The sequence below is a fragment of the Methylobacterium sp. 2A genome, from assembly GCF_009806555.1.
In the GTDB taxonomy this organism is placed as follows: Bacteria; Pseudomonadota; Alphaproteobacteria; order Rhizobiales; family Beijerinckiaceae; genus Methylobacterium.
Window position 1 is genome coordinate 526,233 of record NZ_VUOK01000003.1, and the last position, 13,087, is coordinate 539,319.

A 13,087-nucleotide genomic window follows, 5' to 3' on the forward strand; every position below is an offset into this window, starting at 1 on the left:
GCGCAAAGAAGACCAAGATTATCGAGGAAACCGCCCGTCGTCCGAGAGGGGTCCTATGACCAAGAAGATCGTGTTCCTGGACCGTGAGTCCCTCGACGCGAAGGTCCGGCCGTTCAACTTCCCGCACGAATACGTCGAGTACGACTCGACCTGGACGCCGGACGAGATCGTCTCCCGCCTCCAGGGGGCGGAGATCGCGCTGATCAACAAGGTCCCGATGCGGGCCGAGACGCTGAAGCAGCTCCCCGACCTGAAGCTGATCGCGGTCGCCGCCACGGGCACCGACGTGGTCGACAAGGCTCAGGCGAAGGCGCAGGGCATCACGGTCGTCAATATCCGCAACTACGCGTTCAACACCGTGCCCGAGCACGTGGTCGGGCTGATGTTCGCCCTGCGCCGGGCGATCGTGCCCTACGCCAACTCGGTGAAGCGGGGCGATTGGGCGAAGTCCAAGCAGTTCTGCTACTTCGATTATCCGATCTACGACATCGCCGGCTCGACGCTGGGCATCGTCGGCTACGGGGCGCTCGGCAAGTCGATCGGCAAGCGCGCCGAGGCGCTCGGCATGAAGGTGCTGGCCTACGACGTTTTCCCGCAGGACGGGCTCGTCGATTTCGAGACGATCCTTGCGCAGTCGGATGTCATCACGCTGCACGTGCCGCTGACCCCCGACACCAAGGGGATGATCGGCGCCGCCGAGCTCAAGAAGATGAAGAGGAACGCCATCCTCATCAACACGGCCCGGGGCGGGCTGGTGGACGAGGCGGCGTTGCTCGAAGCGCTCAAGGACGGCACCATCGCGGGCGCGGGCTTCGACGTGGTGGCGCAGGAGCCGCCCAAGGACGGCAACATCCTGTGCGAGGCCGACCTGCCGAACCTGATCGTCACCCCGCACGTGGCCTGGGCCAGCAAGGAGGCGATGCAGATCCTGGCCGATCAGCTCGTCGACAACGTCGAGGCCTTCGTGGCGGGCAAGCCGCAGAACGTGGTGGAGTAGCGGGCGGGTTCTCCCTCCCCCCTCTGCGGGGGAAGGTGGCCCCTGCGTCAGCAGGGGTCGGGAGAGGGGAACCCGGTTTCCGAAAAGGGCAGAGCATTGGTGAGCGGTGCGCCTTGTTCTGCACGGTCGCTCCCCTCTCCCGACCCCCTTCGGGGGCCACCCTCCCCCGCAGAGGGGGGAGGGGGACGCGCGGATCCCGCCCCTGATTCCGATCACGATCAAAAGACACCCTGACGGCGCCTTGAGGGCGCGACGGAAAGGTCCCAAAAGACATGACGAAGAAGCTGCTGTTCCTGTTCGACACCGATGCCGTGCCGAACGTGTTCGACACGGTCGTGGGCTACGACGGCGGCGCCGACCACGTCACCGGCTATGGCGGCGTCAATCCCGACAATGTCGGCGCGCTGGTGGACGGCACGATCTACACCCGCGGCGGCTCCGAGAAGAAGTCGACGGCGATCTTCGTCGGCGGCGGCAACATGGCGGCCGGCGAGGCGCTGTTCACCGCGGTCAAGAAGCGCTTCTTCGGCCCGTTCCGGGTCTCGGTCATGCTCGATTCCAACGGATCGAACACCACGGCCGCCGCGGGCGTCGCGCTGGTGGCCAAGGCCGCCGGCTCGCTCCAGGGCAAGAAGGCCGTCGTGCTGGCGGGCACCGGCCCGGTCGGCATGCGCTCCGCCGCTCTGCTCGCCCGCGAGGGCGCCGAGGTGACGATCGCGGGTCGCGCCCTCGACAAGACCCAGGCCGCCGCCGACCAGATCAACCAGCGCTTCAAGGTCAACGTGAAGGCCGCCGCGACCCCCGACGAAGCCTCGCGCATCGCCCTGGTGAAGGGCACGAACCTCGTGTTCACGGCCGGCGCCATCGGCGTCGAGCTGCTGCCGGAGGCCGCCTGGGCGCAGGAATCGTCCATCGCGTTCGTGGCCGACTACAACGCCCAGCCCCCGACCGGCATCGGCGGCATCGAGGTGATGGACAAGGGCAAGGAACGCAACGGCAAGCAGGCTTTCGGCGCGCTGGGCATCGGCGGCCTGAAGCTCAAGCTGCACCGGGCCTGCGTGGGCCAGCTCTTCGAGAGCACCGACAAGGTGCTCGACGCCGAGGAGATCTATGCGCTGGCCAAGTCGATGGCCTGATCGGGGAGAGGCCCATGTCGGACACGCAGCAGGCGCCGGAAAACGCGTCCATCCAGACCTTCCTGACGGAGCTCGCGAGCGCCGCCCCGACCCCCGGCGGCGGCGGCGCGGCGGCGATCTCCGGCGCCATGGGCGCGGCCCTGGTGTCGATGGTCTGCAACCTCACCATCGGCAAGAAGAAGTATGTCGAGGTCGAGGCCGAATTGAAGGACGTGCTCGCCCGGTCCGAGGGGCTGCGGGTCGTCCTCACCGGCATGATCGGCGAGGACGTCCAGGCCTTCGACGCTGTGATGGGCGCCTACGGCCTGCCCAAGGCCACCGACGACGAGAAGGCGGCGCGTGCGGACAAGATCCAGGCGGCGCTCAAGACGGCCTGCGACGTGCCGCTCGCCTGCTGCCGGGCCTGCCGCGCGGTGATCGACCTCGCGGCGATCACGGCCGACAAGGGGAATCTCAACGTCGTCTCGGATGCCGGCGTGGCGGTTCTCTCGGCCTATGCCGGCCTGCGCAGCGCGGCGCTCAACGTCTACGTGAACGCCAAGGGGCTCGAGGACCGGGATTTCGCCGACGAGCGGTTGAAGGAGCTGGAGGAATTACTTTCGGATGCCGGCGCGCTGACCGAGAAGGTCTACGGGATTGTGAAGGCCAAGGTGAACTGAACGATCGTGCGCATCTCCCTCCCCCGCAGAGGGGGAGGGGATGCGCGTTGCTGTCGCTGAAGCTTTATACTTGCCAGCGCATCCAAGCCCAGTTCCCAAATTCCTGATCGACAGTCGAGGCCGGGTGCATCATGCCCCGGCCTCGTTGTCGTTCTGTATGTTGCATTGCGGAATAGAATACGATCTGTGTTGCGGCCGCGAAAAAGTCGCGATCAATCAGCAGCTTAAAAAATTTGACGGGCGTAATCCTTCGACTCAACTAAAATGAAAAGCGTCGAACGGCGGCAACGAACCGCGGAGGAGGCGCCGAATGGACGTCCACGAGTATCAGGCCAAGGAGCTGCTTGCGAGCTTCGGCGTGGCCGTCCCGAAAGGCGCGATCGCGTTCAGCCCGGATCAGGCGGTCTACGCGGCGACCGAGCTCGGCGGCTCGTTCTGGGCCGTGAAGGCGCAGATCCACGCGGGTGCCCGCGGCAAGGCCGGCGGCATCAAGCTGTGCCGGACCTACAACGAGGTCCGCGACGCCGCCAAGGACCTCCTCGGTAAGCGCCTCGTCACGCACCAGACCGGCCCCGAGGGCAAGCCGGTGCAGCGGGTCTACGTGGAGACCGCCGACCCGTTCGAGCGCGAGCTCTATCTCGGCTACGTGCTGGACCGGAAGGCCGAGCGCGTCCGCGTCATCGCCAGCCAGCGCGGCGGCATGGACATCGAGGAGATCGCCGCCAACGAGCCGGATTCGCTGATCCAGGTGGTGGTCGAGCCGGCGGTCGGCCTGCAGCAGTTCCAGGCGCGCGAGATCGCCTTCCAGCTCGGGCTCAATATCAAGCAGGTCTCGGCCGCGGTGAAGACCATCATGAACGCCTACCGGGCGTTCCGCGATTGCGACGGCACCATGCTGGAGATCAACCCGCTGGTCGTCACCAAGGACGACCGGGTGCTGGCCCTCGATGCCAAGATGTCGTTCGACGACAACGCCCTGTTCCGCCGGCCCAGCATCGCCGACATGCACGACCCCTCGCAGGGCGATCCGCGCGAGGCCCAGGCCGCCGAGCACAACCTCAGCTACATTGGCCTCGAGGGTGAGATCGGCTGCATCGTCAACGGCGCGGGTCTGGCCATGGCCACCATGGACATGATCAAGCACGCGGGCGGTGAGCCGGCGAATTTTTTGGATGTCGGTGGCGGTGCTTCGCCTGAGCGGGTCGCCACGGCCTTCCGGCTCGTGCTCTCGGACCGCAACGTGAAGGCGATCCTCGTCAACATCTTCGCCGGCATCAACCGCTGCGACTGGGTCGCGGAGGGCGTCATCCAGGCGGCCCGCGAGGTCAAGATCGACGTGCCGCTGGTGGTGCGGCTGGCCGGCACGAATGTCGAGGCCGGAAAGAAAATCCTGGCCGAGAGCGGCCTGGATCTCATCACCGCCGACACCCTGTCGGAGGCGGCCCGCAAGGCGGTCGACGCCTGCGCGGCGGCCAAGGGTTCCCAAGACAAGACCCGGCACTGAGGGGAGACCGCGCCATGAGCATCCTCATCGACGAGACCACCCCGATCATCGTCCAGGGCATCACGGGCGACAAGGGCACCTTCCACGCCAAGGAGATGCTCGACTACGGCACGAACGTCGTCGGCGGCGTCACGCCGGGCAAGGGCGGGCGCACCCATCTCGGCCTGCCGGTGTTCAACACCGTCAAGGAGGCGGTGGCGGCGACCGGCGCGACCACATCGATCACCTTCGTGGCGCCGCCCTTCGCGGCGGATGCCATCATGGAGGCGGCCGATGCCGGGCTGCGGCTGGTCTGCTCGATCACCGACGGCATCCCGGCCCAGGACATGATGCGGGTGAAGCGCTACCTGATGCGCTATCCGCGGGATCGCCGCACCATGGTGGTCGGCCCGAACTGTGCCGGCATCATCTCTCCCGGCAAGGCGATGCTCGGCATCATGCCCGGGCACATCTACCTCCCGGGCAATGTCGGGGTGATCTCCCGCTCGGGGACGCTGGGCTACGAGGCCGCCGCGCAGCTCAAGGAGCTGGGCCTCGGCATTTCGACCTCGGTGGGCATCGGCGGCGATCCGATCAACGGCTCGTCCTTCCTCGACCACCTCGCTTTGTTCGAGACCGACCCGGACACCGACGCGGTGCTGATGATCGGCGAGATCGGCGGCCCGCAGGAGGCCGAAGCCTCGGCCTGGATCCGCGAGAACATGTCGAAGCCGGTGATCGGTTTCGTGGCGGGGCTGACGGCGCCGAAGGGCCGGCGGATGGGCCATGCCGGCGCGATCATCTCGGCGGCCGGCGACAGCGCCGCCGAGAAGGCCGAGATCATGCGCTCGTACGGGCTGACGGTGGCGCCGGATCCGGGCAGCTTCGGGCAGACCGTGGCCGACGTGCTGGCGCGGGCGGCGTAGATCCTTCCCTCCCCCTTGTGGGGAGGGACCGAGGGTGAGGGTGGTTCAGGTTAGGGCGTTCCGGTGCCTCCTGCACCACCCCCACCCCCCAACCCCTCCCCGCAAGGGGGAGGGGAATGCAGTAGTGCGCCACGAGGTGGCCCCATGACCCGTACCCTGCACGCAACCCCGGGCCTCGTCGACGCCACGGCCTTTGCGCCGCCGGTGATCGTCGGCACCTCGGCGGAACAGGCTTTGGACATCCTGTTCCAGGCCCTGCTCGACGTCGCCCGCCGGCACGATCCGGATCTGGAAGCCGTGCTGCACGGCACCGCCGACATCTCGCGCTTCTCGCCGCAGATGCTGGCGCGCGCGCTCCAGGTGCAGGGCATCTGGTTCCAGCTGATCTCCATCGCCGAGCAGAACGCCGCGATGCGCCGCCGCCGCCATGTCGAGCGCACGGAAGGCCGCGCCGCGCTCGGCGGCTCCTTCGCCAAGGTCTTTTCCGACGCGCGCAAGCAGGGCGTGCCGCCCGAGAAGATCCAGGCGCTGCTCACCGACCTGCGCATCCGCCCGACGCTCACCGCCCACCCCACCGAGGGCAAGCGGGTGACGGTGCTGGAAAAGTTCCGGCGGATCTACCTCGTGCTGCGCGAGCTGGAGATGCCGCGCTGGACCGACCGCGAGCGCAACGGGCTCATGAACGCGCTGCGCGACCAGATCGAGCTGGTCTGGATGACGGGCGAGCTGCATCTGGAGAAGGCGACCGTCGAGCGCGAGGTGGCCTGGGGGCTGCACTTCTTCGACGAAACCCTGTTCGAGATGCTGCCCGAAACCCTTGAAACGCTGCACGAAGCGCTGGCCGAAGCCTATCCGGGCACCGACTTCAAGGTCCCGCCCTTCTTCCAGTTCGGCTCGTGGATCGGCGGCGACCGGGACGGCAACCCCTACGTCACCGCCGCCGTCACCCGGCAGACCCTGCACCGGAACGCGCTCGCCTCGCTCACCCGCTACCGGGACGGCGTGCGCGAGCTGGGCCGCACCCTGTCGCTCACCGAGCGCGCGCTGCCGCTGCCCGACAGTTTCCGCGCGGAACTCGACCGGCAGCTCGCCGAGAGCGGCCAGGCCCGCGCGATCACCCGGCGCAACCCGGGCGAGCCCTATCGCCAGTATCTCTCCTGCGTCCTGCGCAAGATCGAGGCGACCATCGCCCGCAACGAGGGCGCGCATCCCTCCGGCCCCGATTACGCCAGCGCGGACGGGCTGATCGAGGACCTGCGCGTGCTGGAGCGCGGCCTGACCGAGGCGAAGTGCGGGGCGCTGGCGCGGGACCTCGTCCGCCCGGTCCGCCGGATGGTCGAGATCTTCCGGTTCTCGACGGTCCGGCTCGACCTGCGCGAGAACACCACCCGGACCACCGACACGCTCCACGCCCTCTGGCGCCAGCGCAACGGCGACGGTGAGCCGCCTTCCCTCGGTTCGGCCGCCTGGCGCCAATGGCTCGACGCGGAACTCGCCCGTCCGCGCGATCCGGAGCGCTCCTTCGAGGATCTGCCCGACGCGGCGCGCGAGACGCTCGCCACCTTCGCGCTGGTCGCCGAGATGCGCGAGGCCCTGGACCGCGAGGCCTTCGGCGCCTTCGTGCTGTCGATGACCCGCTCGGTCGAGGATGTGCTCGGCGCCTACCTGCTCGCCAAGGAAGCCGGCGTGTTCCTCGACGCGGCCGGCACCGAGATCTGCCCGCTGCCGATCGTGCCGCTGTTCGAGACGATCGACGATCTGCGCGCCGCCCCGGCGATCATGCGGGCGCTGCTCGGCACGCCGGTGGTGCGCCGCTCCACCCGTTGGCAGGGCGGGGTGCAGGAGGTGATGATCGGCTATTCCGATTCCAACAAGGATGGCGGCTTCGTCGCCGCCAATTGGGAGCTCTACAAGGCGCAGAGCAAGCTGACCCGGCTCGGCGAAGAGCTCGGTGTCGGGATCGCCTTCTTCCACGGGCGCGGCGGCTCGGTGAGCCGCGGCGGGGTGCCGACTCAAAAGGGCATCATGGCCCAGCCGCCGGGCTCGATCCGCGGCCGGTTCCGCACCACCGAGCAGGGCGAGGTCGTCTCGTTCAAATACGCCAACCGCGGCACCGCCGCCTACCAGATGGAACTGCTCGCGGCCTCGGTGTTCGAGCACGCACTGGCCGGCGACGGCGAGCGGGCGGGCCCCGGCCATGACGACGCGCTGGAGGCTTTGGCCGGCGCCTCGCGGGCGGCCTATGTCCAGCTGCTCCAGACCGACGGCCTCGTCGATTACTTCCAGGCGGCGAGCCCGCTCGACGAGATCGCGCTGCTGAACATCGGCTCGCGCCCGGCCCGCCGCTTCGGCGCCCGGTCGCTCTCCGATCTCCGTGCGATCCCCTGGGTGTTCGCGTGGTCGCAGAACCGGCACGTGATCACCGGCTGGTACGGGGTCGGCTCGGGGCTTGCGAGCTTCATCGACGTGCGCGGCCGCGAGGGCGAAGCAACCTTGAAGCGCCTGTTCCAGGAATCCCGCATCCTCCGCCTCGTCCTCGACGAGGTCGAGAAGACGCTGATGATGGTCGATCTCGACATCGCCCGCGCCTATGCGGGCCTCGTCCCGGACGCCGGCATTCGCGATCGCATCTTCTCGATGATCGAGGCCGAATACGCGCTGACCCGCGCGATGGTGCTGCGGGTGAGCGGCGGCGGGGAACTCGCCGAGCGCTTCCCGCTGTTCCGGGACCGCCTGAAGGGCCGGCTGCCGACGATCAATCAGGTGAGCCGCGAGCAGGTGGAACTGCTCGCCCGCTACCGCGCCGAGACCGACGAGGAAAGGCGCGAGGCGGTGAAGTCGGCGCTGTTGCTGTCGATCAACTGCATCGCGGTCGGCTTCGGGGCGACCGGGTGAGGCGGCGCGGGATCTGCACGCACCAAACCCTCTCCCCTCTGCGGGAGAGGGTGGCCCCCGAAGGGGGACGGGAGAGGGGAGCGACGGTGCAGAAGAAGGCGGTGGCCTTCATGAAGGTAGCCTCCCTACCTGAACCCGGGTTTCCCTCTCCCGACCCCTGCTAACGCAGGGGCCACCCTCCCCCGCAAAGGGGGGAGGGAGAGCCGCGCGCCCTCAACAACAAGTCTTGCTCTGTCGCCACGCGGTGCGAGCGCCATTTTCACCGCCGAGCGGATACCCCGCACCGGCATCAGAACCGTCACCAGGAGAGAGACCCCACGATGAGCTTCACCCTGATCCCGCAGGCCAAGGCCCGCCTGCACCGTTCCGAGCTGGCCGTCCCGGGCTCGAACCCGACCTTCATGGAGAAGGCGACCGCCTCGGCGGCCGACGTGATCTTCCTCGATCTGGAAGACGCCGTGGCCCCCGACGACAAGGAGAAGGCCCGCACCAACATCATCCAGGCGCTCAACGACCTGGATTGGGGCAACAAGACCATGATGATCCGCATCAACGGTCTCGACACCCACTACATGTACCGCGACGTGGTCGACATCGTCGAAGCCTGCCCGCGGCTCGACATGATCCTGATCCCCAAGGTCGGCGTACCGCAGGACGTCTACGCCATCGACGTGCTGGTCACCCAGATCGAGCAGGCCAAGAAGCGCGAGAAGAAGCTCGGCTTCGAGGTGCTGATCGAAACCGCCCTCGGCATGGCCAATGTCGAGGCGATCGCCCAGTCCTCAAAACGCCTGGAGGCCATGTCGTTCGGCGTGGCCGACTACGCCGCCTCGACCCGCGCCCGCTCGACCGTGATCGGCGGCGTGAACCCGGACTTCTCGGTGCTGACCGACAAGGACGAGGGTGGCAACCGCCAGACCCACTGGCAGGACCCGTGGCTGTTCGCCCAGAACCGCATGCTGATCGCCTGCCGCGCCTATGGCCTGCGCCCGATCGACGGCCCGTTCGGCGACTTTTCCGATCCGGACGGCTACGTCTCGGCGGCGAAGCGCTGCGCGGCGCTCGGCTTCGAAGGCAAGTGGGCGATCCACCCGAGCCAGATCGATCTGGCCAATCAGGTCTTCACCCCGTCCGAGGCCGAGGTCACCAAGGCCCGCCGCATCCTCGAAGCGATGGAAGAGGCCGCCAAAGCGGGGCGCGGCGCCGTCTCGCTCGACGGCCGCCTGATCGACATCGCCTCGATCCGCATGGCCGAAGCGCTGATCGAGAAGGCGGATGCGATGAAGGGCTGATTCGACGGAGGCGCAACGTCGGTTGCGCCTCTCCGGGACGCCAGTGGTACGGATGTCCCGCGGGCTTCACCGGCCCGCCCGTGATTGGCCGCAAGTTCTTGTGTGACCTCGGCCGGTTGCGGCCGGGAGTCGAACGAATGGTCATCGTTCTGACGATCGCCAGAACAGAAAGCGGCGAGTGGAGCTTCACCCTCCGCTTCGCCAAGAACCAGCGCGCGAACGCTGATTCTACCGCCTCCCCAATGGGAAGGATGGTGTCGTTCAGAACGGCCGGTCATCCGGCAGACGCGCCGCCGCCATCTCCCCCGGCGTCGGATCGCGCCGGATTTCGATCCCCTCCCGCCAGTCCGCCGCGATCAGCCCGAGCCGGGCGAAGCCGTCGAGCCAGCCGTCCATCGGCCAGAGGCCGTGCCGCGCCTGGAACCGCGACGCGTTGGCGACGATGTCGCGAAAATGCTGGAGCGGCGGGTCGTAGCCCGGGTGATGCTGGTGATAGGCCCGCGGGCCGCCGAGGAACAGGATCGGCACCCCGGCCGCGTCGGCCCGGAACGCCAGATCGGTATCCTCCGCCCCGTAGCCGGAGAACGATTCATCGAAACCGCCGAGCCGGTCGTAGGTCGCGGCGCGTACGGCGAAGGCCAGCGACCAGAACAGGCCCGGTTTCGGGGCCGGCACCACCATCCCGGCGGGCGGGAAGGCGCGCACCGGGTGCGGATGCCCCAGCCGGTCGAGGTCGGCCTCCCGCCAGTCATCCGCCACGGCGCCGGCCGGCAGGTAGCCGATCTCGCAGCAGATCAGGCCGTCATGCTCAGTAACCGCCCGGGACAGACCGGCGACGAGCCCCGCCGAGGGGATGCAATCCACGTCGAGGAAGATCAGCGTGTCGGTCCGCGCCGCCCGGCGGCCGGCATTGCGCGCGGCCGCCAGCGGCAGGCCGGCATGGGGGAACGCGACACGCTCCACCGGGAAGGGCAGCGTCGGGAGAGGGGCCGCGTCACCGATCTCCACCACGATGCAGGCAGCGGGCTGCGTCCCTCGGGCGAGCCCTTCGAGCAGGCGGGCGAGATGCGCGTCCCGGCCCTTGTTGAGGGTGATGACCGTGGCGCTCACGCGGGCGACCCGGCGCGCAGGACGTCGAGCCGATACGCGGCCGTCCGGGATTGATGCAGCAGGCCGGCGAACGGCGCCGCCTGCGTGATGAAGCCCTCGGCCGCCGCGTCGCCGGATTGCGGATAATCGGTCACCCCGAGCCAGTGAACCAGGATCAGGTCGCCGCCGGGCTCGATCGCCTCCCCGGCCCGGCGCACCAGCGCGGTCAGATCCGACGGCCCGAGGAAGTACAGGAACTCGGATAGCACCATGAGATCGAACCGGCCTTCGGGCCAATCGGCCGGCATGGCGCCCTGCCGGATCTCGACGTTGGGCCGGTCGGCGCAGCGGGCGCGCGCGGCCTCGACCGCGGCGGGGACGAGGTCGACGGCGAGCAGACGGTCGCAGCGCTCGGCGAGGGCGCGGGTGAAGACGCCGATCGAGCAGGCCGGCTCGAAGGCCGACCGATAGCGCGCCCGCGGCAGGGCCGCGAGCGTCGCCGCATATTTGTCGCGCTCGTAGGCCGAGCTGGTGAAGCGCCAGGGATCCGGATCGCTGGCGTAGATGCCCGCGAAATAATCCGCCGGCACGGTCTCCGTCCGCCGGCTCATGCAGGGACCGTGACGAAGCGCTCGTAGGGGCCGCACAGCCGTTCGATCATGGCGGGCTCCAGGCGGAATCCCTGCGGATCGTCCGCGATCAGATCGGTCGTCTGCGATTCGTGTGCCGCGACCGCGCGGGCCTTGGTGGCGCGATACGGCGCAACGTCGAGGCGCAGGCCCGTCGGGGCGGGGCCGACCTCGGTCTCGGGCGGCAGGGTCCAGCCCCAGACCGGATATTCGTAGATGCGCACGTGCGGCATATGGGGCCGGGCGAGGCCGACGATGGCGGCTGCCGCCTTGTGATCGCAGTGCGGGTCGTGCCGCCAGGTCACGAACACGGCACCCGCGTCGCAGTCGGCCGCGGCCCGCGCGACCGCCCGCGCGGCGTCCTCGGCGACCGGGCCGTCGCTCGGCACATGCGCGTCGGGCAGGCGCAGGAAGGTGACGTCCCCCGCCGCGAGGCCGAGGACCGCTACCGCCCGCACCGTCTCGGCCTCGCGCAGGGTGCGGAGCTTCTCGGGCGGATAGAGCCGGGAATGGGTGTGCGAACCGCAGCCGTCGCTGACCACGACGAGCCGGACCGCCCGCCCCTCTGCCCGTGCCGCGGCGATCAGGCCGCCGCAGCCCAGGCTCTCGTCATCGGGATGCGGCGCGACGACGACGAGGCCGCCGGCTCCGACCAGCGCGTCGAGGCTGCCGAGGGGAAGGGCATCGGCAGCCGCCAGGAAGGCATCGGCGCGCATCAGAGGGCCACCGTCCGGGCAGATGCGAGACGCGCGGTACTCCGGGGGCGGAGGCTGAGAGGGTCGGTCACGGATCGCTCCAGGCAGTCAGCATGGCGTGACCCCGGATATCGACCCGAACGCCTGAACGCGCCCTGAGCGGCGCGTTCGGACTACCGGTCGTTCTCGGTGGTGAGAGCGCCGAGGCGGGTCCCCTCGTCGGTACCGGACGCTTCTGCCAAATGGACACCCGGCGTCGGCGATTCGGTGAAGACCGCCCCGGCCGTGCAGAAGGCGCTGCGGAGAGCCTCGATCTGCCCGCTCGGCAGATCACCGTAACCGCCCTCGAAATCGCGCACGCGCCGCTCGTCGAGCCCGACCTTCGCGGCGAGGTCCGCCTCGGACCAGCCGAGCAGCCCGCGGGCCGCCCGCGATTGCGCCGGGCTCATCGCCGGAGCGCCCGCGCCGCTCTGCGCACCCTCGTCCGATCCTGCCAAGGCCACTCTCCCGATCTTCAATGATCAACAACGATGACCGCCGCCGATCGTTTCCGGGCGGACGTATCGGCGGCGCGACCACAATTGTGCTGAAATCCTGTCGCATCCGCCAGGGCGCGGGGATTCGGAACGCCTCTGGCGGCGCGTCCGGATCCGGGATGACCTGAGCGCGGAGCGCGCGAGATGGGGACTGAACGATGAGAGGGGTGCTGATCGCAACCTTGGCCTGCGCGGTTCTGGCCGCGGGTGTCACCGCAGCGACGCAGGCGCAGGCCCAGATGGGGGCGCCCACGGGCTTCGGTAAGGGCAACCGCCGTCCCGGCGGCGAGGATGAGAAGAAGCCTCAGTACGTGCCCGGGGCCAAGGCCAGCGAGAAGATCTTCCCGCTCGATTCGACCTGGACGGCGGTGAGCCTCAACGGCAAGCCGTTCTCCGGCAGCGATCGGCCGAGCTTCATCATCGACAAGCAGTACCGCGCCCGCGGCTACGGCGGCTGCAACACCTTCGCGGCCACGGCCTTCCCGCTCAAGGAGCAGCATATCGCGGTCGGCCCGCTCGCGCTGACCAAGAAGAGCTGCGACAAGGGCTTGGCTGCCTCGGAGCAGGCCTTCTTCATCGCCCTGCGCACCTCGGCGGTGTGGGATCTGGTCGGCTCGCAGCTGGTCCTGAAGAGCCCGAACGGCGAGCTGAAGTTCGACCGCGCGCTTTAAGCGATCGTTCACCACGCCGCAGGAAGGCCTGCGGTGATTCAGACGATCTTGGTGGGTGTCGATTTCTACTCCTCGCGTG

Annotated in this window: 12 protein-coding genes; 8 read left to right on the plus strand and 4 right to left on the minus strand. The window is 68.9% G+C overall.

Features of this window, described 5'->3' with window-relative positions:
- The first annotated feature begins 55 nt into the window (after positions 1–55).
- The 7 genes from FVE89_RS02620 to FVE89_RS02650 all read left to right on the plus strand — a co-directional run bounded on the left by FVE89_RS02620 (position 56) and on the right by FVE89_RS02650 (position 9,388).
- Positions 56–997: a D-2-hydroxyacid dehydrogenase gene (locus FVE89_RS02620; RefSeq protein ID WP_160532553.1), complete on the plus strand. Its 942-nt coding sequence runs from the start codon at positions 56–58 to the stop codon at positions 995–997.
- A gap of 272 nt (positions 998–1,269) precedes the next feature.
- Positions 1,270–2,133 carry an NADP-dependent methylenetetrahydromethanopterin/methylenetetrahydrofolate dehydrogenase gene (locus FVE89_RS02625; RefSeq protein ID WP_160532554.1) on the plus strand — a complete coding sequence of 288 codons (864 nt, stop codon included), beginning with the start codon at positions 1,270–1,272 and terminating at the stop codon, positions 2,131–2,133.
- Between the two features lie 14 nt (positions 2,134–2,147).
- The gene (gene fchA / locus FVE89_RS02630) at positions 2,148–2,792 is read left to right on the plus strand and encodes a methenyltetrahydrofolate cyclohydrolase (RefSeq protein ID WP_160532555.1); all 645 of its coding nucleotides are present in this window, start codon (positions 2,148–2,150) and stop codon (positions 2,790–2,792) included.
- Positions 2,793–3,102: 310 nt separating this feature from the next.
- A complete protein-coding gene (locus FVE89_RS02635) occupies positions 3,103–4,296 on the plus strand; it encodes a malate--CoA ligase subunit beta (protein WP_160532556.1) in 1,194 nt (397 codons plus the stop codon).
- A gap of 14 nt (positions 4,297–4,310) precedes the next feature.
- A complete protein-coding gene (sucD, locus tag FVE89_RS02640) occupies positions 4,311–5,201 on the plus strand; it encodes a succinate--CoA ligase subunit alpha (RefSeq protein ID WP_160532557.1) in 891 nt (296 codons plus the stop codon).
- Between the two features lie 144 nt (positions 5,202–5,345).
- Positions 5,346–8,096 carry a phosphoenolpyruvate carboxylase gene (locus tag FVE89_RS02645; RefSeq protein ID WP_160532558.1) on the plus strand — a complete coding sequence of 917 codons (2,751 nt, stop codon included), beginning with the start codon at positions 5,346–5,348 and terminating at the stop codon, positions 8,094–8,096.
- A gap of 320 nt (positions 8,097–8,416) precedes the next feature.
- Positions 8,417–9,388 (plus strand): CoA ester lyase, encoded by a 972-nt coding sequence (locus FVE89_RS02650; protein WP_160532559.1) that lies wholly within the window; start codon positions 8,417–8,419, stop codon positions 9,386–9,388.
- Positions 9,389–9,649: 261 nt separating this feature from the next.
- Here the strand turns inward: FVE89_RS02650 and FVE89_RS02655 are convergent, their stop codons facing one another.
- The 4 genes from FVE89_RS02655 to FVE89_RS02670 all read right to left on the minus strand — a co-directional run bounded on the left by FVE89_RS02655 (position 9,650) and on the right by FVE89_RS02670 (position 12,298).
- Complete coding sequence (locus tag FVE89_RS02655) at positions 9,650–10,498, minus strand: galactosyltransferase-related protein (protein WP_160532560.1); 849 nt, start codon at positions 10,496–10,498, stop codon at positions 9,650–9,652.
- Positions 10,495–11,088 (minus strand): SAM-dependent methyltransferase, encoded by a 594-nt coding sequence (locus FVE89_RS02660; protein WP_160532561.1) that lies wholly within the window; start codon positions 11,086–11,088, stop codon positions 10,495–10,497. Before FVE89_RS02660 ends, FVE89_RS02655 begins: the two co-directional genes overlap by 4 nt.
- The gene (locus FVE89_RS02665) at positions 11,085–11,822 is read right to left on the minus strand and encodes a PIG-L family deacetylase (protein WP_160532562.1); all 738 of its coding nucleotides are present in this window, start codon (positions 11,820–11,822) and stop codon (positions 11,085–11,087) included. Before FVE89_RS02665 ends, FVE89_RS02660 begins: the two co-directional genes overlap by 4 nt.
- Positions 11,823–11,974: 152 nt before the next feature.
- Positions 11,975–12,298, minus strand: coding sequence for an XRE family transcriptional regulator (locus tag FVE89_RS02670; RefSeq protein ID WP_246730451.1), 324 nt, complete (start codon positions 12,296–12,298; stop codon positions 11,975–11,977).
- Between the two features lie 197 nt (positions 12,299–12,495).
- Here FVE89_RS02670 and FVE89_RS02675 point away from each other — a divergent pair, with 197 nt between their 5' ends.
- Positions 12,496–13,008: an META domain-containing protein gene (locus FVE89_RS02675; protein WP_160532563.1), complete on the plus strand. Its 513-nt coding sequence runs from the start codon at positions 12,496–12,498 to the stop codon at positions 13,006–13,008.
- Positions 13,009–13,087: the final 79 nt, after the last annotated feature.